At 61.1% G+C, this 22,528-nt stretch carries 20 protein-coding genes and 1 other RNA gene; 14 read left to right on the top strand and 7 right to left on the bottom strand.

All coding sequences use genetic code 11. The features are described 5' to 3' along the window. Window positions 1-74 precede the first annotated feature (74 nt). The 4 genes from J2X43_RS13350 (at window position 75) to metF (ending at window position 4,662) form a co-directional block, all read left to right on the top strand. Window positions 75-812 carry a ribonuclease T2 family protein gene (locus J2X43_RS13350; protein ID WP_310294583.1) on the top strand — a complete coding sequence of 246 codons (738 nt, stop codon included), beginning with the start codon at window positions 75-77 and terminating at the stop codon, window positions 810-812. Between the two features lie 113 nt (window positions 813-925). After that, a complete protein-coding gene (gene ettA / locus J2X43_RS13355) occupies window positions 926-2,575 on the top strand; it encodes an energy-dependent translational throttle protein EttA (protein WP_112537763.1) in 1,650 nt (549 codons plus the stop codon). A gap of 161 nt (window positions 2,576-2,736) precedes the next feature. Then, entirely contained in the window at window positions 2,737-3,753 is a 1,017-nt protein-coding gene (locus tag J2X43_RS13360; protein WP_112386963.1) for a metalloregulator ArsR/SmtB family transcription factor, read from the top strand. Between the two features lie 3 nt (window positions 3,754-3,756). Beyond that, on the top strand, window positions 3,757-4,662 hold the full coding sequence (metF, locus tag J2X43_RS13365; RefSeq protein ID WP_310294586.1) for a methylenetetrahydrofolate reductase [NAD(P)H]: 906 nt from the start codon (window positions 3,757-3,759) through the stop codon (window positions 4,660-4,662). A 519-nt stretch (window positions 4,663-5,181) separates the two neighbouring features. On the opposite strand, the gene J2X43_RS13370 is transcribed toward metF, so the two are convergent. The 4 genes from J2X43_RS13370 to J2X43_RS13385 all read right to left on the bottom strand — a co-directional run bounded on the left by J2X43_RS13370 (window position 5,182) and on the right by J2X43_RS13385 (window position 9,341). Then, window positions 5,182-6,426 carry a lytic murein transglycosylase gene (locus tag J2X43_RS13370; protein ID WP_310294588.1) on the bottom strand — a complete coding sequence of 415 codons (1,245 nt, stop codon included), beginning with the start codon at window positions 6,424-6,426 and terminating at the stop codon, window positions 5,182-5,184. Window positions 6,427-6,506: 80 nt separating this feature from the next. After that, window positions 6,507-7,301 carry a GH25 family lysozyme gene (locus J2X43_RS13375; protein WP_310294590.1) on the bottom strand — a complete coding sequence of 265 codons (795 nt, stop codon included), beginning with the start codon at window positions 7,299-7,301 and terminating at the stop codon, window positions 6,507-6,509. A gap of 124 nt (window positions 7,302-7,425) precedes the next feature. Next, entirely contained in the window at window positions 7,426-8,046 is a 621-nt protein-coding gene (locus J2X43_RS13380) for a class I SAM-dependent methyltransferase (protein WP_310294922.1), read from the bottom strand. A 50-nt stretch (window positions 8,047-8,096) separates the two neighbouring features. Continuing rightward, window positions 8,097-9,341 (bottom strand): DUF3419 family protein, encoded by a 1,245-nt coding sequence (locus J2X43_RS13385; RefSeq protein ID WP_310294592.1) that lies wholly within the window; start codon window positions 9,339-9,341, stop codon window positions 8,097-8,099. Between the two features lie 177 nt (window positions 9,342-9,518). Between J2X43_RS13385 and J2X43_RS13390 the strand changes: the two genes are divergently transcribed. Beyond that, window positions 9,519-10,898 (top strand): serine hydrolase, encoded by a 1,380-nt coding sequence (locus J2X43_RS13390; protein ID WP_310294594.1) that lies wholly within the window; start codon window positions 9,519-9,521, stop codon window positions 10,896-10,898. Window positions 10,899-10,923: 25 nt separating this feature from the next. Here the strand turns inward: J2X43_RS13390 and J2X43_RS13395 are convergent, their stop codons facing one another. The 3 genes from J2X43_RS13395 to J2X43_RS13405 form a co-directional block, all read right to left on the bottom strand. Beyond that, complete coding sequence (locus J2X43_RS13395) at window positions 10,924-11,877, bottom strand: lytic transglycosylase domain-containing protein (protein ID WP_310294596.1); 954 nt, start codon at window positions 11,875-11,877, stop codon at window positions 10,924-10,926. Between the two features lie 125 nt (window positions 11,878-12,002). Next, complete coding sequence (locus tag J2X43_RS13400) at window positions 12,003-12,638, bottom strand: LysE family translocator (protein ID WP_112386971.1); 636 nt, start codon at window positions 12,636-12,638, stop codon at window positions 12,003-12,005. A 58-nt stretch (window positions 12,639-12,696) separates the two neighbouring features. After that, window positions 12,697-13,908 (bottom strand): pyrophosphate--fructose-6-phosphate 1-phosphotransferase, encoded by a 1,212-nt coding sequence (locus tag J2X43_RS13405; protein WP_310294597.1) that lies wholly within the window; start codon window positions 13,906-13,908, stop codon window positions 12,697-12,699. Between the two features lie 335 nt (window positions 13,909-14,243). Between J2X43_RS13405 and J2X43_RS13410 the strand changes: the two genes are divergently transcribed. The 9 genes from J2X43_RS13410 (at window position 14,244) to J2X43_RS13450 (ending at window position 22,470) form a co-directional block, all read left to right on the top strand. Further along, window positions 14,244-14,951 (top strand): DnaJ family molecular chaperone, encoded by a 708-nt coding sequence (locus J2X43_RS13410; RefSeq protein ID WP_112386973.1) that lies wholly within the window; start codon window positions 14,244-14,246, stop codon window positions 14,949-14,951. Further along, complete coding sequence (locus tag J2X43_RS13415) at window positions 14,948-15,709, top strand: N-acetylmuramoyl-L-alanine amidase (protein WP_310294599.1); 762 nt, start codon at window positions 14,948-14,950, stop codon at window positions 15,707-15,709. The genes J2X43_RS13410 and J2X43_RS13415 overlap by 4 nt, the downstream gene beginning before the upstream one ends. A 266-nt stretch (window positions 15,710-15,975) precedes the next feature. Beyond that, window positions 15,976-16,503: a lytic transglycosylase domain-containing protein gene (locus J2X43_RS13420; protein WP_112515871.1), complete on the top strand. Its 528-nt coding sequence runs from the start codon at window positions 15,976-15,978 to the stop codon at window positions 16,501-16,503. Between the two features lie 210 nt (window positions 16,504-16,713). Then, window positions 16,714-17,889, top strand: a complete 1,176-nt coding sequence (locus J2X43_RS13425) for an FAD-dependent oxidoreductase (RefSeq protein ID WP_310294601.1) — start codon at window positions 16,714-16,716, stop codon at window positions 17,887-17,889. A gap of 55 nt (window positions 17,890-17,944) precedes the next feature. Further along, window positions 17,945-18,341, top strand: an RNA gene (gene rnpB, locus J2X43_RS13430) — RNase P RNA component class A. 418 nt (window positions 18,342-18,759) lie between these two features. Then, window positions 18,760-19,197, top strand: coding sequence for a division/cell wall cluster transcriptional repressor MraZ (gene mraZ, locus J2X43_RS13435; protein ID WP_112386977.1), 438 nt, complete (start codon window positions 18,760-18,762; stop codon window positions 19,195-19,197). Between the two features lie 17 nt (window positions 19,198-19,214). Continuing rightward, a complete protein-coding gene (rsmH, locus tag J2X43_RS13440) occupies window positions 19,215-20,240 on the top strand; it encodes a 16S rRNA (cytosine(1402)-N(4))-methyltransferase RsmH (protein ID WP_112537754.1) in 1,026 nt (341 codons plus the stop codon). A gap of 1 nt (window position 20,241) precedes the next feature. Then, window positions 20,242-20,715, top strand: coding sequence for a hypothetical protein (locus J2X43_RS13445; protein ID WP_310294603.1), 474 nt, complete (start codon window positions 20,242-20,244; stop codon window positions 20,713-20,715). Between the two features lie 3 nt (window positions 20,716-20,718). After that, complete coding sequence (locus J2X43_RS13450) at window positions 20,719-22,470, top strand: penicillin-binding protein 2 (RefSeq protein WP_112386980.1); 1,752 nt, start codon at window positions 20,719-20,721, stop codon at window positions 22,468-22,470. The last annotated feature ends 58 nt before the right edge of the window (window positions 22,471-22,528 follow it).

Below are 22,528 nucleotides of genomic sequence, written 5' to 3' on the forward strand. Positions count from 1 at the left end.
GCTGCGATTCAGGGTTGCGGAACGTTGCGCTTCGTGCTTACTTGTTCTTGTATTGTTCTATCTAGGGGATGGAGATGAGCAGGTTCTTTATGCATGCGGCAATCGTGGCTTTGTCAGGCCTGTTGGCGGCTTCGGCTTTCGCACAGGAAGGGCAGGGGCGCACGCGTTTCATTCTCGCTGCAAGCTGGCAACCGGCCTTTTGCCAGACGAACCAGAAGAAGCCGGAATGCGCCAGCCAGACGCGGGATCGCTTCGACGCGACCAATTTTACCCTCCATGGTCTCTGGCCGATGCGGCAGAATTATTGCGGCGTCTCGAAGGAGGAGCAGGCGGCGGACAAGGATGGCGACTGGCGGTCGTTGCCTGAGGTCAAGCTGACGCCGGAGAATGCCGCGGCGCTGGCAAAAGCGATGCCCGGCACGCAATCGGCGCTCGAGCGTCACGAGTGGACCAAGCACGGCACCTGCACGAAACTCTCGGCCGACGCCTATTTCGGCACGGCCGTGCGGCTGATCGGCGATCTCAATGCATCGGCGGTGCGCGAGCTGTTTGCCGCCAATGTCGGCAAGTCTGTCAGCGCCGATCAGATCAAGGCGGCCTTCGACAAGAGTTTTGGCGCTGGCGCTTCCGACCGGGTGAAGATGAGCTGCCGCCGGGCAGGCGGTGTGCGGGTTATCAGCGAGCTGACGATCGGCTTGTCTGAGGATGCGGTGGCGCCAGGCTCTGCCGATAATATCGGAACGCTGATCCAGGGGGCGGGACGAACCTCCTTCGGATGCGACCAAGGTGTGGTCGACGCGGCCGGTTTCTGACGCAAAGACTGCTGCAAAGCGCAAGAGAGGCCGGTTTCGGCGTTGCCCGGGAGCCGGGTTTCGCCTACATAGCGGCCACGGATTTACACGTTTGCGCGCGGAGCAGTTTAAAGATGGCACGTCAGTTCATTTATCACATGTCGGGACTCAACAAGTCTTACGGCGCCAAGAAAATTCTCGAGAACGTCAACCTGTCGTTCTACCCGGATGCCAAGATCGGTATTCTTGGCCCGAACGGCGCCGGTAAGTCGACGGTGCTGCGCATCATCGCCGGTCAGGACAAGGAATACACAGGCGAAGCCTGGCTCGCCGACGGCGCGACCGTTGGCTACCTTGAGCAGGAGCCGCATCTCGATCCGACAAAGACCGCCTTCGAGAACGTCATGATGGGCGTTGCCGACAAGACGGCGATCATCGACCGTTACAACGAGCTGATGATGAACTATTCCGACGAGACGGCGGATGAGGGCGCCAAGCTGCAGGATATCATCGACAGCCAGAACCTCTGGGATCTGGAACAGCAGGTCGAAATGGCGATGGAAGCGCTGCGCTGCCCGCCGAAGGACTCCGACGTCACCATTCTCTCGGGCGGTGAACGCCGCCGTATCGCACTCTGCCGCCTGCTCTTGTCGCAGCCGGACCTGCTGCTGCTCGACGAACCGACCAACCACCTCGACGCCGAAACCATCGCCTGGCTTGAAAAGCACCTGCGCGATTATCCGGGCGCCGTGATGATGATCACCCACGACCGCTACTTCCTCGACAACGTTACGGGCTGGATCCTCGAGCTCGACCGCGGCCGCGGCATTCCGTACGAAGGCAACTACTCTGCCTACCTGACGGCCAAGGCCAAGCGCATGCTGCAGGAAAACCGCGAAGAAGCCGGCCGCCAGAAGGCGCTGTCGCGCGAACAGGAGTGGATCGCTTCCAGCCCGAAGGCGCGCCAGGCGAAGTCGAAGGCCCGTATCAAGGCCTACGAACAGCTGGTCGATGCCGCCGAAGGCATCCGTCCCGGCGACGCGCAGATCATCATCCCGGTCTCCGAGCGTCTCGGCAATGTCGTCATCGAGATGGAAGGCATCACCAAGGGCTTCGAGGGCCGCACGCTGATCAACGACCTGTCGATCAAGCTGCCGCCGGGCGGCATCGTCGGTATCATCGGCCCGAACGGCGCCGGCAAGACAACGCTGTTCAAGATGATCACCGGCCAGGAAACACCAGATGCCGGTTCAGTGCGCATCGGCGACACCGTGCATCTCGGCTATGTCGACCAGAGCCGCGATGCGCTGGATGGCAACAAGACGGTCTGGGAAGAAATTTCGGGCGGTGCCGAAGTCATCAAGCTCGGCAAGTTCGACATGAACTCCAGAGCCTATTGCGGCGCCTTCAACTTCAAGGGCGGCGATCAGCAGCAGAAGGTCGGCAATCTCTCGGGTGGTCAGCGCAACCGCGTTCACCTCGCCAAGATGCTGAAGGCCGGCGGCAACGTGCTGCTGCTCGACGAACCGACCAACGACCTCGATACGGAAACGCTGGGCGCGCTGGAAACGGCGCTCGAAAACTTCGCCGGCTGCGCCATCATCATCAGCCACGATCGCATGTTCCTCGACCGTCTGGCGACGCATATCCTCGCCTTTGAAGGTGACGGCCATGTCGAGTGGTTCGAAGGCAACTTCGAAGACTACGAGCAGGACAAGGTCCGCCGCCTCGGCCCCGACGCCCTCAACCCGGGCAGCCAGGCCTACAAGCGCCTGACGCGCTGATATCTGTTTTTACGCCTTTTGAAAGCCCCGGTCATGGCCGGGGCTTTTGCATGTCTGCGGCGTCGTGATCTGGCCAATGAATTTCGCGATTATCGGAATTGAAGCTTGCTACCGCTACGCAAATCACATAAAGATATCTTTATATCTTGATTGGGCGGAATATGGCTGAACCGGTAAAGCTTGGATTGGATGCGATCGTGGACGTCCTGAAGGCGGCTGGCGAGCCGACCCGTCTGCGATTGCTGGCGCTCCTGGCGGCCGGAGACCTGACTGTCACCGATCTTACCGAAATTCTTGGCCAGTCCCAACCCCGCATTTCCCGTCACCTGAAGCTGCTTGGCGAAGCCGATCTCATCGATCGCTACCAGGAGGGCGCCTGGGCCTATTTCCGGCTGAAGCAGGAGGGCAAGGCAGCGGCGCTGGTGCGCGTGCTCCTGCAGCATTCCTCGGAGAACGACCCGGTCGTCCAGCGCGACGGCGAGCGCCTGTCGTCGGTCAAGCGCCAGCGCGCCGAGCGGGCGCAGGCCTATTTCAGCCGCAATGCAGCTGAGTGGGATGAGCTGCGCCGCCTGCATGCCGCCGACGAAGAGGTCGATGCGGCGGTCATCAAGCTTCTCGGCAGCCAGCCGGTCTATTCGCTTCTCGATCTCGGCACCGGGACCGGCCGTATCCTGCAGCTGTTATCAGGGCTGTACCGCCGGGCGATCGGCGTCGATGCCAGCCGCGACATGCTGAGCGTGGCGCGCTCCAATCTCGACAAGTCAGGGATCAACAAGGCGTCGGTGCGCCATGCCGATATCCTGAACCTGCCGTTCGACGGGCAGGATTTCGACCTAGTGACCATCCATCAGGTGCTGCATTTCTTCGATCAGCCCGAGATCGCTATCAATGAGGCGGCGCGCATGCTGGCGCCCGGCGGGCGGCTGCTGGTCATCGATCTGGCCCCGCACGGGCTCGAATATCTCAGGGACGAGCATGCCCATGTTCGTCTCGGTTTCTCGCACCAGTCGATGTCCGACTGGCTGCGCAAGGCGGGGCTCGATGTCGAGCAGGCCGTCGATCTTCATCCGGGTCAGGCCGGCGAGCAGGGCCTCACGGTCACCATCTGGCTCGCCCGCGACCCGCGGCGCCTGATGGCATCCGAAGGCGCCGGAACAATATTGGCAGCGGAGGTTTGATTTATGACTTTGAACACTAGTGGCCGCCGCGATATCGGCATTTCCTTCGAATTCTTCCCGCCCAAGTCGGAAGAGATGGAAGGTCAGCTCTGGAAAGCCGTCAGTGAACTACAGGACTGGAATCCGGATTTCGTTTCCGTCACCTATGGTGCGGGCGGCACGACCAAGGCACCGACGCTGACGGCCGTCACGCGGTTTCTGAACGAGACGCCGCTTGCGACCGCTTCGCATCTCACCTGCGTCGGAGCGACGAAGGAAGAAACGCATCAGGTGATCGACAATTTCCGCAAGGCGGGCGTGAAGCATTTCGTGGCGCTGCGCGGTGACGCGCCCGGCGGTGCCGGTGCGCCGTACCAGCCACATCCGGGCGGCTATGCCAATGCATCCGAGCTGGTGGCGGGGCTGCGCGAGATCGGCGATTTCGAGATTTCCGTGTCGGCCTATCCGGAGAAGCATCCGGAGAGCAAGGATGTGACCGCCGATATCGACATGCTGAAGCGCAAGGCCGATAATGGCGCCAACCGTGCGCTGACGCAGTTCTTCTTCGACAACGACAATTTCGAGCGCTACCTGGAGAAGGTGCGGGCGGCGGGCGTCACGATCCCGATCGTGCCCGGCATCATGCCGATCCTCAATCTGACGCAGCTGAAGCGCTTTGCCGGCGCCTGCGGTACCGTCATCCCCGCTTTCCTCGACGAGCGCTTCGCGGGTCTCGATGACAAGCCGGAAGAGCGCGCCAAGGTGGCGGCGGATGTCGCAGCCGAACAGATCGAGGATCTGGTGGCCCGCGGGCTCCACGAATTCCATCTCTATACGATGAACCGTTCGCCGCTGGTCTCGGCCGTGCTCACCAATCTCGGCCTGCGCCGCGGCGAGACGAAGGCTACGGCAGCGGGTGCTGCTGCCTGATCAGGCAGCTCTTCGAACGCAATAAAAAAGCGCATGTCAGGCGGGACATGCGCTTTTCTAATTGGCTGAACTGTTAGTTACTCAGGAGTCCGGTATTCCAGTCATAGGGTCCGTTTGCTGCTCAGATGAAGAGCATAGACAAGACGAACGCGAACGCTGCACTGACCAACAGGACATTCAAGGATCGTGTGATACCCATGTCTGCCTCCTTGCTTTAACGGGCCGATACTATGTCCGAAATGTGTCGGCTGAAAAGCGAAATCAATGTTGCAATGCAGCAACAGCCAGTGGATAACTGCTGTGCGCAGTGATCACGGCATTGAAATCATTTGAAAAAGCGAAGTGAAATTTTATTCACACATTTTAACGGCGCGTTAAAGTCGGCGACTGGGCGTTAAGGCCTGTGCTCATATGAAGGCTTCGCCGGAAGCTGCTTAAATCCTGAGCTTAAACGAAAATCGCGCCCAGCCTGATGGACGGACGCGATCGGATTGCTTGTGAACGGCCGGTTCTGGCGACTCAGAGCGCGCCGAGGAGGCTCGGGGTCGCCCAGCCGTCGGCCGGCATGCCGAGGCGCTGCTGTTCCTTCTGGATGGCAACGCGGGTGCCGGATCCCAGGATACCGTCGATCTCGCCGACATCGTGGCCGAGCGACTGCAGCTTGGTCTGCAGCTGCTTCATCTCGTCGTTGGCAAGGCCCTGTTCCGGCGTGCCCTTCTGGTAGGGCTGGGCGCCGGAGAGGCGGGTACCGAAATAGGCTGCCGACGTCGTGTAGATGAAGGACTTATTCCACTCGAGATAGATCTTGAAGTTCGGATACGCGATGAATGCCGGTCCGAGGCGGCCCTGCGGCAAAACGAGATCGCCTTCGAGCTCGCCGAAGTTCGTGTTGCCATCGCGCGGCTTGACGCCGAGCGCAAACCAGTCGCCCGCCTTCATCGTGCCGCCGAGACCCGACTTTTCCCACGGAAGGTTATCGGGAAGGGTGACTTCCTGCAGCCAGGGCTGGCCACGCTCGAAGCCGAGATGCTGGATGAATTTGGCGGCGGTCAGGATGGCGTCGGGGCCGCTCTGCTTCAGGCGGACGTGGCCGTCGCCATCGCCGTCCATGCCATAGGCGATGATGTCGCGTGGCAGCATCTGAACCTGGCCGATTTCGCCGGCCCATGCGCCGGTGTTGGTGGCCGGGTCGAGGTCGCCGTGCTGGACCATCTCGATCAGCGCGATCAGCTGCGGACGGAAGAGTTCGGGGCGGCGGCAATCATGGGCGAGCGTCACCAGCGCGTTGCGGGTGTTGAAATCGCCCTGTACGGCGCCGAAGTCGGTTTCCATCGCCCAGAAGGCGGTGATGACGCCGGCGGGAACGCCGTAATCCTGCTCGGCCTTGGCGAAGACGTCGGCATATTGCTTCATCTTCTGGCGGCCGATGTCGAGGCGCGCCTGGCTGACGGTGCGCTGCGAGAATTCGAGGAAGGTCTGCTTGAAGACGCCCTGCGCGCGGTCGCGGCTCAGAACCTTGGGGTCGATCTCGGCGCCTGCAAGCGCCTGGTCGGCGGCCTCGGCGGTGGCGCCGGCTGCAATCGCATCGGCCTTCACGCCTGCCAGGAACTGCGAGAGGTCACCGTCGCAGGCAACAGCCGGCGCCTGCGGAGTGGCGGGAGCCGCCGGGGCAGGGGCTGCCGCCTGCTGCGCAAATACCGTGGTTGCTGAGGTGACGGCAAACAGAAGAGCAAGTGCAGAGCGGCTTGCGAGCGAGCGGTGCATGGGTTCGTCCTTATATCCGAAATATGTCCGCCGCTTTCACAGATGAATGTGACGGAAGCAAGAAAGTTCGGTGGACGTTACTAAGAATTTCTATCCTTGGAAACCGCAGCGACCCAATTGTTCCAGTTCTTCTGATTGCCTGCGAACACATTGATGTCGGTCGGCCCCTGGATGCCCGGAATGACGCCCGTCGAGGTGTATTGCCAGAAGGCCCAGCGGCGGTCGGCATAGGTGACTTCGGGGTGTTTTGCGGTGGAACGGACCCAGAAATGGTAGTCCTGGAAATAGCCCTGCAGATTCTCGCGATGGAAATCGACGGAGGTGTAGATGATCGGCCGCTTGCCGTAATAGGCTTCCAGCCGGTCCATGAACCGCTTCATCTCGGAGCGCACTGTTGCCGGATCCGGGCGAAGGCGGCAGGTCTTGGATTCGCCGTTCCATTCGACATCGAGAACCGGCGGCAGGCGCATCGCCTCCTTCGGCACATTCTGGATGAACCAGTCGGCCTGTTCGTCTGCGGAGGAACAGAAATAGTAGAAGTGATAGGGCGCATGTGGAATGCCGACGGCGCGGGCGCGCTGCCAGTATTCGCTGAAGCGCGGATCGACGCGGCCCTTGCCCTCGGTCGCCTTGATGAAGGCGAAGGACACGCCGGAGGATTTCACCGTCTGCCAGTCGATATCGCCCTGCCACTTGGAGATGTCGATGCCGTGGATATCGTTCTGATGCGGGGTCTTTGCGCCGAAATCCTGCGGATCGGTGTCCTGGAAACGGCTCTTCTTTATCGAAGCTGTTTCGAGATAGTCATAGCCCGTGGAGCTGCAACCGGCGAGCATAAGAGCCAGCGGCAAAACGCAAAACAACAGTCTGCGCATGGTTATCCCGTCATGTAACGAATGATCTACTTGCCCCACAGCATGACCTTCGAAGACGAATGCAGCCGAGGAATAATCCTCTTTTCACCATATCAACGTAAAAAATCGGTTAGTTTCAAGCGAATTATGCGCGCCTGGCGGATATGACGGCCTGCCAGGCATAGCCGCCGCCGATCGTCTCGAAAGCCAATCCTGCACCGTTTTCATGGGCTTGGGCTTCCAGAACCTCACGCAGATTGACGCGCGGCGTGACGTGGAATTTTGTCAGCCATCCCTGGAGCAGGGCTCTGAACCAGCCGGGAAGACCCTCCTGCTGGCCGAAATCGACGATATGCAGCTGGCCGCCGGGATTGAGTGCGGCGATCGCTGCGTCGATGGCGCGTTCCCAATCGGGGATCATCGACAGGGCGTAGGAGATCAGGATGCGATCGAAACCGGCGACCCCGAATTCGCGCGGGGTGAAGGCGGTGGCGTCGGCAACGCGGAAATCGGGCAGGGTGGCCTTCGTCGCGAAAGTCTTGCGGGCGGAGATAAGCATCTCCTGCGAGATGTCGAGGCCGTAGAGCCGGGCATCCGGAAAGCGCTTGTGGGCGAGCGCCAGATTGCGGCCGGTGCCGCAGCCGACTTCCAGCAGCGTGCCACCCTTGGGCACGTCGAGGCCGCGGATCGTCTTGTCGCGGCCGAGCAGGTAATATTTGCGCGTCAGATCGTAGATATGACGCTGGTAGCGGTACATGCCGTCCATCAGGCCGGCATGCGCCTCGGAGCGATCGTCCGGAAGCGTGCGGATCTCTGTCACGCCTTCTTCCCGTAGATGTGGAAGCCGCCGTAGATCGCCGAGCGATCGAGTGCCGTCATGTCACGCGACCTGTCTTCGAAGTAGTTCCACTGATCGCTGATCGCCGGCGACAGACGTCCCTCGATGATGCTCTTCTCCGCAGCCGTGCGGAAGATGACGCGGGCGTCTGGGCGGGCGGTGCGGCTGATCTCGGCCCAGAGACCGTTCAGCTGCTCGTCGGTCATCCAATCCTGTGCATCGAGCAGGATATAGCGGTCGCGCGAGGCGGCAGGCTCGCCGGCCAGCAGCTCGGTGAAGTTCGCATGGTGAACCGTGACGCGGTCGACATTGGCGCGGATCACTTCATGGTGCTCCGGCTTCAGATAGGTCGGCAGCGGACCTTCGTCGCCGGCGGCGTAGCGGCGTGCGAAGGCCTGCCAGGCGAAGTAATTGTCGCGCATCGGGAAATGACAGGCGAGCTTCTCGAGGCGGTGACGCAGAACCGGGGCGATCGAGTGATCGGCAGCCAGGCTTGCCAGCTCGTCATATTGCTGCGGCGGGATGCCGAGACCGAAGAGCGAGCTCTTGCGGCCGGTGATCCAGCGCACGACGGGCTTTTCGAAGAGGGGAGCGACCCGTTGGTCGAAGAAGGCGCGCTGCTCTTCCAGCGACTGCGTCTTCGTCATCTGCTTCAGATCGACGCCGTGCAGGCGGGCCAGCAGATGGGCGGCGCCGATGAAGCGGCCGAGCAGGCCGGTTTCATAGATGTTGCGGTCGAAAACGGTGACCCGGCGGCGGCCAAACTTGCGGCCGTTCCAGTAGCTGCGCGTTGCATCATCGAGAACCGGAGAGAGGTAACGGTCGAAGGCGCTGCTGTTCGATGCTTCGTTCGGCATGGCGAGAAAGCGAACGAGATCGGCATGACCGGGCAGATGCTTAAAGGCCGCAAGCTTCAGACGGTTCAGGGCGATGTGATGCGGGTTCAGATCGACGACGTCGATCGAGGCCGGCGCCTTGGAAAGGTAGGCGAGCATATTGCAGCCGCCGGAGCCGATGGTGACGATACGGTGATGCGGCTGCAGCTCCATCGCCTGCATGTCGAGATCGGGATCTTCCCAGATCTGCGGATAGACAAGGCCGGAGAAAAGCAAGCCAAAAAGCCGCTCCGAGAAGCCTTCCTTGGAGAATGCCTTGTGGCGGAGAAGTGCGTCCTTGAGTTTCCGGTTCTTGCGGAAGCCGGCATCCGGTGCAAATTCGGTCATCTGATTCCATCACCGTTTTTAGCGTTCAGGGCGTTTAACGCGGCGCTGCTACAGTTTGATGACGCGGGCTGTGGGCGGCGTTTTGCGGGCAATAGCGTGGATGAAACGGCGCTCTCGCTTTTGTGCCCTTTTCTATGGTGGCGTTTGCTGCTTCTCTCCACCTGTGGAGGAAGAAACATGCGAGTAGTTCTGCGTATCCTGAAGGCGCTTCTCGTGCTGGTGATCGTCGCGGTCATCGGCGGGGCGCTGTGGCTCTATGTTCGTCCGCCGGAACTGCTGCGTGTCGGCGATGGCTATGCGGCAAAGATCGTCTGCTCGAATGTGTTCATGGCCGGGCGCGATCCGGATACCGTTCTTGCCGAGGACGTTCAGGCACCCGGTAATCCGCTGCTGCGGTTGATCCGCGTATCCGTCAACCGAGAGGAGGGAAGGGTATCGGCCCGCATCCTCGGCCTGTTTGCGCCGGGCCATGCGCTCTACCGCGGTGCGTTCGGCTGCACCAGCGTTCCCGATGGTGACTTCAACGCCGCGATGAATGCCGCGCCCGAGGAGGATCTCGCTGTGCCGCCGCCAAGCGACGACCTGTGGCCCGAGGGCGAGCGGGTCGCTGCCGCCAATAACGGCAAGCTTGCGCCGCTGCTTGCCGACGAGGCGCTGGCTGGGCCGGAGATGCGGGCGATCGTCGTCGTCCACAACGGCCGGATCGTCGCGGAGCGCTATGGCGACGGCTTTGATGCACGCACGCCGCTGCTTGGCTGGTCGATGACCAAGACCGTCAATGCGGCGCTGGTCGGCCGGGTGATGCTTTCGGGCAAGCTCAATTTCGACGACGCCAAGCTGTTTGCCGCCTGGCATGGCGATGGGCGGGCGGCGATCACGCTTGCCGATCTGCTCGGCATGGAAAGCGGGTTGGCGTTCAACGAGGATTACGGCGCCGTCGCCGATGTGACGCGCATGCTCTATCTCGACCCCGATATGGTGACCCTGCCGGTGAATGCGCCGCTGGTGGACAAGCCCGGTCAGCGCTTCCGCTATTCGAGCGGCACGGCGGTGCTTCTCTCCCGCATCTGGATGGACAGGCTCGGCGATCCGCAGAGTGCATTCGACTACCCGCGCGATGCTCTGTTCGGGCCGCTCGGCATGTCCAGCGCCGTGCTGGAGGTCGATGCGCGCGGCACCTTCGCCGGAAGCTCCTATCTCTACGCGACGGCGCGCGACTGGGCGCGCTTCGGGCAGTTCCTGATCCAGGATGGCGTCTGGAACGGCCAGCGGCTGTTGCCGGAAGGGTTCGTGGCGACAATGCGGACGCCGACGCAGTCGTCGGGCGGGAAATATACGCAGGCGCAGGCCTGGCTTGCGGCCCCCGGCGGCGATCTGAGTGCGGCTGCGGGGCTTCCCGGCGATACGTTCTGGCTGGAGGGGCATGACGGGCAGAGCGTGGCAATCGTGCCATCCGCCGGTCTCGTCGTCGTCCGCATGGGGCTGACGCCGAGCCGGCTCGGCTACAAGCCGCAGGTGCTGGTCAAACAGATCGTCGGGGCGCTGTCGGCGCCCTGACCATTCGGTTCACAGAGGGTGAGGTTCAGTAGTTGCCCTGGGCAACGTCGTCCATGCCCTTGCGCTTGGCATCGTAGTAATAGCCGCGCGCATAGAGACGGACCGCATCGTCTTCCTTGTTGTCGGAAACGAGCCAGGCGCCGCGCAGATATTTCGCGGCATATTTGATGTTGGTCTCGGCATCGAGCAGACCGGACGGCTGGCCGTCGTAGCCCATCGATTTCGCCGTGTTGTACTTGATCTGCATCAGGCCGAAATAGCCGCGCTTGTTGTAGGCGCGCGGGTTGTAGCGGCTTTCGCGGTGAACGACGCGATGCAGCAGCGATTCCGGCATCTCGTAGAGCTTGGCGTATTTGGCGATCAGCTTGCTGACGAAGCCCTTTTCTGCGGTCGGCGCATCGTCGGCATCGTTGTCGCTGAACATTGGCGGTGCCGTCGGCGGATCCATCGGGGCCGATTCGTCGAAGGAGAAGTCCGACATCGAGCGCGGCGCGCTGGCCTGAACGGCGAGCGCTGCAAGCGCGCCGTTCTGCGGCGTCGTTGCCGCGAAGGCAAGCTGCGTCGACGGCGAGGCCGGGGTTGCCGGACGCGGCGTCGGAATCACCGACTGCATCGCGGTCATCTCTGGCGTCAGCGGAATTTCGGTCGCAACGCTGGCGCCGACCACGGGCTGGAACGCTGCATCGGCAGGGGAAACGGCCATCGGCAGGACGGCTGCCTGCGCCGAAAGGGCAGGCGTTGCCTGTGGATTGGCGGAGGCGAATGCCATCGGGGTCTGCGGAGCGGAGCCGTCGGCAGCCGGAACGGCGGCCATCATCATCGCGTCTTCACCCGGCTTCGGCGTCGGAACGACGGTCTGCACCGCGCTCAACTCAGCCTGGGAGGTGTACTCGACGGTCGAGCATCCGGTCATGATCCCGCAGAGCATCGTCGAAACGACCAGACTGCGTTTCAGGCCGGAAAATCCGTTCGCTACCATTCTGTCACTTTCGGGAATCGCGCCGCCCAGGCAGCGTTTAAAAAGTTACTGAGAAGCTAAGCACTGATTTTTCCCATTAACCTATTCGACTGGGCGTCGCAACCCGCTGAAAATTGCGATTGCGTTCAGGCCGCGATGCGGCGGTAGCCAGCGGTCACAGCGCCGGCAGCAATCAGCAGCGTTCCGCCGGTACGGTTGACGGCGCGTTGGACACTTGCCTTGCGGATCAGGCCGCGGGCGGCGTGGGCAAGCAGGGCATAGCTGGAGGCGTTGATCGTGGCCAGCACCAGGAAGGTGAGTTCCATGATCAGCATCTGCTCGAAGAAGGGAGCGGCAGGGTTGAGGAACTGCGGGACGAAGGCGACGAAGAAGACGATGCTCTTCGGATTGAGAGCAGTCACCACATAGGCGTGAAGAAAGATCTTCAGCGACTTTTCTTCCGGCAGATTGTCGTTGTCGGCGACGGGGCCGGGGATGATCGGGGCGCGCCAGAGCTTGATGCCGAGCCAGATCAGATAGGCGCCGCCCACCCATTTCAAAACGGTAAAGAGAGTCGCGGACGCCGCGAGCAGGGCGCCGAGACCGAAGAGAGAGGCGGTCATGGCAGTGAAATCGCCGAGCGCCACGCCCGATACGGTCGCCAATGCCGTCTTGCGGCCATGGCCGAGCGCATAGGAGACGACGAGCAGGATCGTCGGCCCCGGAATGGCCAGCATAATGGCGGAAGCAGCGGCGAAAGCGAGCCAGGCTTCGAGCGACATGGAATCTCCTCCTATTCCCCAGGAAACAAGCAAAGACACCATATCAACCCTGCGTCAATCATGCGGCGCGGTATTTTTGGCCGATCTTATTCATCAGTTCGGCGAACCACTTGGTCGAGGTGTCGAAGGCCTTGCCGCCCTTGATGCGGGGGAATTCGATGGTGCGCAGCTTGCCGTTCTGGTCCTCGTCGTGACCGGTAACACCGGAGATCCTGTTCAGCGCGCTTTCGACCGCAAGATCGGTCATGCTTTGAATCAGGCGCAGGTCGTCGCCGTTGGCAGGGGCCGAGCGGGCGAAATAGCCGGACTTCTGAACGAGCGAGCGCTCGGCATTCAAAAGGCTCGCAAACTGCTTCTGGAACCAGCCGCCGACATTGATCGTATCGATCTTCACATGGCCGAAAGCGTCACGCTTGATGGTCTCGCCGGCGGCTTCGCGCTCGGCGACGATGGCATCGAGGCAGGCGCCTTCCGAGACGAAGACGGTGGCGTGGCCGGTGCGGTCCATGACCTCCTTGAGACGGGCGGCTTCGGCCTGCAGGTCGAAGGCCATCTCGGGCAGGTAGACGGCGTCGATGCTCTTCATGCCGGCATTCATCACCATGCCGTCGACATATTCATTGTGCTTCGTGCGGCGCAGATAGGCATCGGCGGTCGCGGCCGTCAGCCAGCCGCAGTGGCGGCCCATGACCTCGTGGATGACGAGGGTGCGCGGTGCCGCACTCTGCTCGTTGCTGACATTGTCGAAGAAATGCGCGCCGACTTCGGCAGCCGTCCATGCGCCAAGCGACTGGCGGATCGGCACGACGTCGTTATCGACGGTTTTCGGCAGGCCGACGACGGTCAGGTTATAGTTGTTGGCTGCGAGATAGGCAGCGAGATCGGCTGCCGTCGTATTGGTGTCGTCGCCGCCGATGGTGTGAAGGATGGTGATGCCGTCAGCAGCGAGCCGTTCGGCCGCGACGCGCAGCGGATTTTCGCCTTCCTTGACCAGGCCGCGCTTGACGCAGTCGGCAGCGTTGGTGAGCTTGACGCGGCTGTTGCCGATTGGCGAGCCGCCATAGCGGTGGAGCAGCGGCGCCTTCTCGCGCATGTCCTTGGTGATCTTGATGCTGTCGCCGAGGAGTACGCCCTGATAGCCGGATTTGTAGGCGATCAGCTCGATATCGGGAGCGACATCGCTATAGCGTTCGATGAGGCCGCCGACGGCTGATGACAGACAGGGGGCGAGGCCTCCGGCGGTCAGCATTGCGACTTTCTGTTTGGCCATAATCCCTCCTAGACGGCTTCGATGCGCGATTGCACGCGCTTAGCTAATGCATGCATGCGGCAGGGAAAGAGGCCTGTAAAGTAAAGAATTGACGAAAAATCAGCTCTCCAGGCGAAGGGTCTGCGGAAGCGGCGATATAATCGGTTCAGGCGGCGAAACGGTATCGCCGAGATCTGTGGAAACTGTCTCAGACGAGACGCAAATTGCGGCATCAGATCGGCGCACAATTACCGAATTGTGAAAAGTGTTTTCAACCCTACGACTAATCGCTGCCTTGCATTAGCAACGATTATTTGGTCATGGTGTTGTCAGATATTGCGATGCGAGAAACTTCGATGTCCTTCTGGGAAAAACTGCTGAACGCCATTGGCAATACCGCGGGCAACGTGCTCTCCGCGGTTGTCGAGGCCGTGCGGACGGTTTTCGAAGGCGATCCGGAGACGCGCCGGAAGGTGGCTTTCTCTGTGGCGGTGATCGCGCTTTCCGCCAAGATGGCGAAAGCCGACGGCATCGTCAGCGAGAAGGAAGTTCAGGCTTTCCGCGACATCTTTGAATTTCCGCAGGATCAGGCGAAGAATGTCGCCCGTCTCTATAATCTGGCGCGCCAGGACGTGGCCGGTTACGAGGCCTATGCCGAGAAGCTGTCTTCGCTCTGTGTCACCTGCGCGGCCAACTGCCCGGTGCTGGAAGATGTGCTCGATGGTCTCTTCCACATCGCCAAGGCCGACGGGCTGATCCACGAGAAGGAAATGAATTTCCTTCGCCATATCGCCGAAATCTTTCAGATGAGCGAGCAGCGCTTCGAGCAGATCGCCGCCCGTCACGTCTCGATCGGCCGTGACCCCTACAAGGTTCTCGGCGTTTCCTCGGCCGATGATTTCCCGACGATCCGCCGCCGTTATCTTGCGCTGGTCAGCGAAAATCATCCTGACCGGCTGGTCTCGCGCGGTGTGCCGGAAGAGTTTCATGCCATCGCCAACGAGCGGATGGCAGCCCTCAACGACGCCTATGCGGCGATCGAAAAGGAACGCCGGGCAGCATGACCTCCTTCGAGGCCGATTACCGCAAGGCCACCGTCAAGCCGTCGCCGAACCATGGCGAACGCGCGGGTGGACGCAAGCCGGATATCATTCTTCTCCATTATACGGGCATGTCGACGCCAGACTCGGCGCTCGACTGGCTCTGTCGCGAGGAAAGCCAGGTCTCGTCGCACTACTTCGTGCATGAGAATGGCGAGGTCGTGCAGATGGTACCGGAGACGCGCCGTGCCTGGCATGCGGGCAAGAGCAGCTGGCATGGACAGGACGACGTCAATTCGGCGTCGATCGGCATCGAGATCGCCAATGCCGGCCATCCCGGCGGGCTGCCCGAATTCCCGAACGAGCAGATTGCGGCAGTGATCGAACTGTGTCGGGATTGTGGCGAACGTTGGTCCATCGTGCCCGAAAGGGTGCTCGGGCATTCCGATGTGGCACCGGTTCGCAAGGTCGATCCGGGCGAGAGATTCCCCTGGGGAGAGCTGCATAAAGCAGGGGTCGGGCACTGGGTCGAACCGGCGCCGATCACCGGCGGGCGGTTCTTTCAGCGAGGCGACCGGGGGCAGCCGATCGAGGCGCTGCAGTCGATGCTGTCGCTTTATGGTTACGGCACGGAAATCACGGGTGAATTCTCCGACAAGATGGCTGGCGAACTGGAGGCTTTTCAGCGCCATTTCCGCCCTGAGCGGGTGGATGGGATAGCCGATTTTTCGACGATCGATACGCTGCATCGCCTGCTTGCCGCGCTGCCCCGCTATTCCTAAGCGGCGTGCCGGTGCCTTCACCGGCGAATTTGCCGATTCACACTTGAATTGTGCAGTGCCACATCATTTCCCTATTATCTCCTCATTGCGATGGTCTAACCCCTGCCGCTGAACAGCGTCCGCCGCCTTGGGTATAGTGTAGCGGAAGGGCGCCAACTGAAACGATAAGAATTGCTGCGGCATGCAGTCATTCCTTGGCTGCGTGTTACCGTGAGACGGCGAGGCGCGCAGTCCGGCAATTCTTTGGGTCGGAGTGTCAAGACTACATGAGAAATGCGATTATTGGTGCTGCGGCATGCGTGGGCGTGCTGCTGGCAGGGTATAACTGTGCCTTCGCAGGCGAAGCAGATAATAAAACTGATAAGACTGAGACCGTTAAATTCAAGACCGTCGATCGTGGCAGCGGCTACGCCATGCCAGACTTTGCGACCAACAAATATTCGGTGCTGATCGCAAAATACGCAAAGCAGTATGATGTTCCCGTTGCGCTGGCATCCGCCGTGGTGCGGGTCGAAAGCAACTTCAATCCGAATGCCCGCGGCAGCGCAGGCGAAGTCGGCCTGATGCAGATCAAGCCGGCAACCGCACGAATGATGGGCTATGCCGGTACGAAGAAGGGTCTGTTCGATCCCGAGACCAACATCAAATACGGCATGAAGTACCTCTCCATGGCGCATGAACTCGGCGGCGGCGAAACCTGCGGCACGATCCTTAAATACAATGCCGGTCATGCCGCCAAGCGCATGAACCCGGTCTCCAAGGCCTATTGCGGCAAGGTTCTGGCGCTTCTCTAAGGGCGCCCGTAACCTGTTGATGCGGAATCCCTTTCCGCCTGCACTTCAGAAAATGATTCAACTTGCCGGCCTTGGTGTCTGACGTCGCGAAGCGAGGTGAGGCATGGCCGGGTTGAAGACGGTTCGGCCGCCTTGCCGCTCACCTCGCAGGCGGCTATCCCTATCCCCGAATTTTCTGGAATCCTATTCCGGCAGGCAGGGAAGGCAGCCATGGCAGCAGATTTCAAATATATCGTCGTCGGCCGGGGCATGATGGGTGCGGCTGCGGCCAAGCATCTTGCGATGCAGGCGGATGGTGTGGCTGTCATCGGCCCCGACGAACCGGAGAATCGCAAGGCGCATCAAGGCGTCTTTGCCAGCCATTACGACGAGGGCCGCATCACCCGCACGGTCGATCCGGACCGCGACTGGGCGCTTCTCGCCAACCGCTCGATCGCCCGTTACGCGGAGATTTCGTCTGAAAGCGGTGTGGATTTCTATACCGAAGCAGGCTGTGTTGTGGTCGCGCCGGCCGGTGGTGACTATGTCAGCGATACCAGGGCGGCGGCGGATTCGCTCAAAGTCGATGTCCAGACGCTGGATGCTGCAGCACTCGCGCAGACCTTTCCGTATTTCTCGCTGCCGCAGGGCTGCGAGGGTGTCTTCCAGGCGAAGGACGCTGGCTATATCAGCCCGCGGCGGCTGGTGAAGGCGCAGTCGATCATCGCTGAAAAACGTGGTGCCACCGTGATCCGTGACTATGTCACGGCGATCCGGGAGCGGGGCGATACGGTCACCGTAATCACCGCATCAGGCGAGACCATCACGGCCGAAAAAGTCCTGCTCGCCGCAGGCGGTTTTTCTATCAACGAGAATCTCTTGGCCGAAACCGTTGACATGTCGGTTTACGGGCGGACGGTGACGCTGTTCGAAGTCAGCGAGGAGCAGGCAGCAGCTTTTGCCGGCATGCCGTCGCTCATTCTGGATGCGCCTGGTATCGACATCTACTTGCTGCCGCCGATCCGCTACCCTGATGGCAAGCTCTACCTGAAGATCGGTGGCGACCCTGATGATTATCAGCTGAAGACCGATGCAGAACTGCGGGCGTGGTTTCGCACCGACGGCAGGCCGCGGGCGCGCGATCACCTGATGTTGATTACCAGACGTCTGATTCCCGAACTGAAGCCACTTTCGGTCTCCACTGCCTCCTGCGTAGTGTCGAAGACATCCAGCAAGCATCCGATGATCGGCCTCACCTCGTCGCCCAATATTGCCGTCCTGACCGGTTGCGCCGGGACCTCGGCAAAGAGCTCGGACGAGATAGGGCGGCTCGGGGCGGAGCTGTTGCTGACCGGCCAGATTGCTCCTCAGGGCTACCAGGCGGATTTCAAACCGTCTTTCCGGTAACTGGCGGCGATATTTGCTGTGGCAATTCGCTGACGGCTCCGCTAAGGGAGCGCTGCCAGTTGGCCGGGCAGCCGCGCTTTACAATGCCGAAAGGTGGTAAGGTGAGGAAAGTCCGGGCTCCACGGAAATACGGTGCCGGATAACGTCCGGCGAGGGCGACCTCAGGGAAAGTGCCACAGAAAGCAAACCGCCTGCGCCTGCGCAGGTAAGGGTGAAAGGGTGGGGTAAGAGCCCACCGCGTCTCCGGCAACGGCGATGGCAAGGTAAACCCCACCGGGAGCAAGACCGAATAGGGATGACGTGGTTGGCGCAAGCCTTCCGGCCGGTTTCCAGGCCAGTCATCCGGGTGGGTTGCGAGAGGCGGCGTGCAAACGCCGTCCCAGAGGAATGGCTGCCACGTTCCGGGTCAAACCGGAGCCATACAGAACCCGGCTTACAGGCCAACTGGCGATTACACTTTCTGTCTCTCAGCACATTCGGCGTAAAAGCCGAAGGTGTTGTTATCGCGTGATTTTCGCGGCGCGAAATCGGGCCTTTGATCTATATTCCCATTTTCTCACGGATGCTTTTCCGGGTGCCGGAAAATGCCAATCCTAACCCTTTGTTAAACTTAACAGCTTATAAATTTTCGATACTGCGCTCATCGCGAGAGGGGCGTTTCCCATTGACGCCCATATGGTCCCATGGTATCCCATAAGAGCACTGCACAAGGGCAATCATCTGCCCATCAATCGCAAAGCCAAGGCGCCTTCCGTTCCGGAAGCGCCGGATGGAATTCCATTCATCCGGCTAGCGAAGCTGTGTCTGATTTTGGGAGTTTTGGGCGCGTTGTTTCTGTCCGGGCTCTTTCGGGAACGGATGTTTCGTGTCATGAGCCGCTTCCTCTCAAATGCGACCAACAGGATCGATTCCAAGGGCAGGGTTTCTGTGCCGGCGGTGTTTCGTTCCGTGCTGGCGCAGCGCAATATCCAGGAGCTGTATTGCTTCCAGGATTTTGTGTTTCCGGCGATCAGCGTCGGCGGTCCGGATCTTCTCGAAAGGTTCGAACGGCAGATTGCTGCGGAGGATCCGTTTTCGCCGGTTGCGAACGAGATGTCGCTTCTCATTCATGGGGGCGGGGTCTTCATGAAGCTCGACGCCGAGGGGCGTTTGATGGTCACGGATTTCATGCGGGATTTCACGGGGATCTCGGACGAAGTGACTTTCGTTGGTCGGGCAGATCATTTTCAGCTGTGGCAGCCGCAGGCATTTCAGGCGGCCCAGCTTCAGGCACGAGGGGAGCGCGCGCTGGCGGGCAAGCGCTCCTGAACAAGCGAGGGCGCGGAATGGTGACGAATCCTGGCGGAGATTCTTCTGATGCCAGTGGCGGACCGGTTCGTCACATTCCGGTTCTTCTGCGCGAAGTCCTTGATGCACTGGCGCCTGCGTCCGGCAAGAGCGTTCTCGACGGCACGTTCGGGGCTGGCGGTTATACGTCGGCGATCCTTGCGGCTGGCGCCGATGTGATCGCGCTCGATCGCGACCCGACGGCAATCGCTGCCGGTCAGGCGCTGGTCGCGGAACATGCCGGTCATCTGCGGCTCATTCATTCGCAATTTTCGCATCTTGCCGATCATGCGCCTGATGCGGGCCTCGACGGTGTCGTGCTCGATATCGGCGTCTCCTCGATGCAGATCGACGAGGCCGAGCGCGGCTTTTCGTTCTCGAAGAACGGCCCGCTCGACATGCGCATGTCGGCTGCCGGGGTTTCTGCTGCCGACGTCGTCAATCGCGCCAAGGTGGCCGAACTCATCCGCATCTTCCATTTCCTCGGCGAAGAAGATCAGGCGCCGCGCATCGCGCATGCCATCGAAAAGCGCCGCGCTGAGAAGCTGTTCGAGACGACCCGCGATCTCGCCGGTCTCATCGAGCTGGTGACGCCGCGCAAGATGAAGGACAAGATCCATCCGGCAACGCAGGTGTTTCAGGCGCTGCGCATCTTCGTCAACGACGAGCTTGGTGAACTGGCGCAGGCGCTGTTTGCTGCCGAGCGGGCGCTGAAGCCCGGCGGGCGGCTCGTCGTCGTCACCTTCCATTCGCTGGAAGACCGGATCGTCAAGAAATTCTTCTCCGACCGCGCAGGCAAGGCCTCGGGCTCGCGTCACCTGCCGGTGGCGCACGAGCGCGCCGCGACCTTTACTGCAGTCGGGAAGTCTATGGTTGCTGCCAGTCAGGCGGAAGCCGAAGTGAATCCACGGGCACGTTCCGCCAAGCTGCGCGCTGGGGAGCGCACATCGGCTCCGGCCGAAGCGGCGGACATGTCCATCTTCGGTCTGCCTAGTTTGGCCAGTCTCGGAAAACTTGGGGGTTGATGTGCTGAGAACGTTCGACTTCGTCTTGATTGGTGTGATGACGGCCGCGGCGGCCGTGACCTATACGATCAAGCATCGCGCCGAGCTGAAGCTCGAGGAGGTTCACCGCCTCGAAGCCGAGATCAAGCTCGAGAAGGATACGATCGAGCTGTTGAAGGCCGACTGGGCGCTGCAATCGCAGCCGAACCGGCTGGAGCGCCTCGTCAACACCTATAATGACGAACTCAAGCTGCAGCCGACCGATTCCACCGCTCTCGTTCATGCCCGCGAATTGCCGATGCTGAAGGCGGAGGTTCCGGTTCCGGATGTGACGGAGGCCAAGGCGGACCAGAAGCATGCGACGGGTGCTGTGGCGTCCGCCGCAAAGCCTGCCGCCGGTGCCAAGGTTGCCGCAAAGGTAACGCCGAAGCCGGTGCCGCGGGTCGAAGAGCCTGAGGACGATACGGATCAGATCGCAACCGGATCGGTGGAGTAGGCCATGTCGTTTCTCTCCCGCATCATGGTGTTGAAGAGCCAGGCGCATTTCTCCTCCGGCGTCTATAACCGCTTCGGCGGTCCGTCGGGCAGCATTCCGCTCGAGGGTTCGCGCAAGAAAAAGGCCGGGCAGGCGAAAAGCCGCGTCGGCTTGCTTATCCTTGGCTTTACAGCGCTTTACGGCGTCATCGGCGGCCGTCTGGTCGAATATGCGATGAAGGATCAGGAGATCGTCTCCTCGATCCTGCCGCCCGATCGTCTCATGGCATCGCGTCCTGATATTCTCGACCGCAACGGTGAGGTGCTGGCCACCGACATTCGCACCGTTTCGCTGTTTGCCGAGCCGAACAAGATTGTCGACGTTGATGAGGCGATCGAGAAGCTGGCGACCGTGCTGCCGGATCTCGACGCCAAGGGTACCTACAAGAAACTGTCGGTAAAGACCTCGCACTTCGCCTGGCTGCGCCGCCAGTTGACGCCGAAGCAGCAGAGCCAGATCCTGGCGCTCGGTATTCCCGGCATCGGCTTCCGTCCGGAGAAGCGCCGCTTCTATCCGGGTGGCCCGACTGCTTCGCACATTCTCGGTTACGTCAACATCGACAACCGCGGCGTCTCCGGCATGGAGAAATATATCGACGACCAGGGCCTCGCCGATCTCGCCTCCGTCGGCATGACCAGCGACCAGCCGCTCGAGCCGGTGAAGCTGTCGATCGATATCCGTGTCCAAAATATTGTTCGCGACGTCGTCACCAGCGCCGTCACCAATTATGAAGCTAAGGGTGCCGGTGCCGTCGTGCTCGACATCCATACCGGCGAAGTGCTCGGTATGGCCTCCGCGCCGGATTTCGATCCGAACAATCCGGAAGAGGGCGCCAAGGAAGGCTGGCTGAACCGCATGTCGAACGGCACGTTCGAAATGGGCTCGACCTTCAAGACCTTCTCGACGGCCATGGCACTCGATAGCGGCAAGGTCAGCATCAACGACAGCTTCGATGCCAGCCGCCCGATCCGCATCGGCGGGTTCACTATCAACGACTTCCACGGCCAGCGCCGCTGGCTGACCGTGCCTGAAATCTTCGAATATTCGTCGAACATCGGTACGGCGAAGATGATCGATATCGTCGGCATGGAGATGCAGAAAGACTATCTGACGCGGTTCGGCCTGCTGACGCGGATGAAGACCGAGCTTCCGGAAGTCAAGATGCCGAGCCAGCCGAAGGTCTGGAAGAAGATCAACTCGATCACGATCTCCTTCGGCCACGGCGTCTCGACGACGCCGATGCAGACGGCGGTTGCCGGTGCGGCTCTCGTCAACGGCGGCAAGCTGATCGAGCCGACCTTCCTGCCGCGTACCCGCGAACAGGCGGACGAAACGGCTGAAGTCGTTGTCAAGAAAAGCACCAGCGACGCGATCCGCTATCTCTTCAAGCTGAACGGTCTGAAGGGCTCGGGCCGTAACGCCGATGTGGCGGGCTTCAATGTCGGCGGCAAGACGGGGACGGCCGACAAGGTCGTCAATGGCCGCTATGCGCATAACCTCAATTTCAACGCCTTCCTGGCGGCCTTCCCGATCGACAACCCACGCTATGTGGTGCTGACCTTCTGCGACGAGCCGCATAACGGCGAGAAGGGCCAGAACATCGCGGCTTATACTGCCGCGCCGATGGTCAAGAACATTATCCGCCGCGCTGCCCCCATTCTCGGCGTCGAGCCGCAATTCGGCGAAGACGGATCGGCCTTGTTGGTGTCTTATTGAGTCTGAATGAATACGGCGCCGATTCGCGTGGGGTGAACGGCGCCAGAGAGAAAAGACG

Origin of the sequence: Rhizobium sp. BE258 (genome assembly GCF_031457345.1) — a bacterium.
In the GTDB taxonomy this organism is placed as follows: domain Bacteria; phylum Pseudomonadota; class Alphaproteobacteria; order Rhizobiales; family Rhizobiaceae; genus Rhizobium.

Bases quoted from the DNA above. Each gene is read 5' to 3' on its own strand.
- J2X43_RS13450 (WP_112386980.1), top strand. From the start codon at position 20,719: ATGTCGTTTCTCTCCCGCATCATGGTGTTGAAGAGCCAGGCGCATTTC.
- J2X43_RS13425 (WP_310294601.1), top strand. From the start codon at position 16,714: ATGGCAGCAGATTTCAAATATATCGTCGTCGGCCGGGGCATGATGGGT.
- J2X43_RS13410 (WP_112386973.1), top strand. From the start codon at position 14,244: ATGTCCTTCTGGGAAAAACTGCTGAACGCCATTGGCAATACCGCGGGC.
- J2X43_RS13415 (WP_310294599.1), top strand. From the start codon at position 14,948: ATGACCTCCTTCGAGGCCGATTACCGCAAGGCCACCGTCAAGCCGTCG.
- metF (WP_310294586.1), top strand. From the start codon at position 3,757: ATGACTTTGAACACTAGTGGCCGCCGCGATATCGGCATTTCCTTCGAA.
- J2X43_RS13400 (WP_112386971.1), bottom strand. From the start codon at position 12,638: ATGTCGCTCGAAGCCTGGCTCGCTTTCGCCGCTGCTTCCGCCATTATG.
- mraZ (WP_112386977.1), top strand. From the start codon at position 18,760: ATGAGCCGCTTCCTCTCAAATGCGACCAACAGGATCGATTCCAAGGGC.
- J2X43_RS13380 (WP_310294922.1), bottom strand. From the start codon at position 8,046: ATGGACGGCATGTACCGCTACCAGCGTCATATCTACGATCTGACGCGC.
- J2X43_RS13360 (WP_112386963.1), top strand. From the start codon at position 2,737: ATGGCTGAACCGGTAAAGCTTGGATTGGATGCGATCGTGGACGTCCTG.
- J2X43_RS13370 (WP_310294588.1), bottom strand. From the start codon at position 6,426: ATGCACCGCTCGCTCGCAAGCCGCTCTGCACTTGCTCTTCTGTTTGCC.
- J2X43_RS13390 (WP_310294594.1), top strand. From the start codon at position 9,519: ATGCGAGTAGTTCTGCGTATCCTGAAGGCGCTTCTCGTGCTGGTGATC.
- ettA (WP_112537763.1), top strand. From the start codon at position 926: ATGGCACGTCAGTTCATTTATCACATGTCGGGACTCAACAAGTCTTAC.
- J2X43_RS13385 (WP_310294592.1), bottom strand. From the start codon at position 9,341: ATGACCGAATTTGCACCGGATGCCGGCTTCCGCAAGAACCGGAAACTC.
- J2X43_RS13405 (WP_310294597.1), bottom strand. From the start codon at position 13,908: ATGGCCAAACAGAAAGTCGCAATGCTGACCGCCGGAGGCCTCGCCCCC.
- J2X43_RS13350 (WP_310294583.1), top strand. From the start codon at position 75: ATGAGCAGGTTCTTTATGCATGCGGCAATCGTGGCTTTGTCAGGCCTG.
- rsmH (WP_112537754.1), top strand. From the start codon at position 19,215: ATGGTGACGAATCCTGGCGGAGATTCTTCTGATGCCAGTGGCGGACCG.
- J2X43_RS13375 (WP_310294590.1), bottom strand. From the start codon at position 7,301: ATGCGCAGACTGTTGTTTTGCGTTTTGCCGCTGGCTCTTATGCTCGCC.
- J2X43_RS13395 (WP_310294596.1), bottom strand. From the start codon at position 11,877: ATGGTAGCGAACGGATTTTCCGGCCTGAAACGCAGTCTGGTCGTTTCG.
- J2X43_RS13420 (WP_112515871.1), top strand. From the start codon at position 15,976: ATGAGAAATGCGATTATTGGTGCTGCGGCATGCGTGGGCGTGCTGCTG.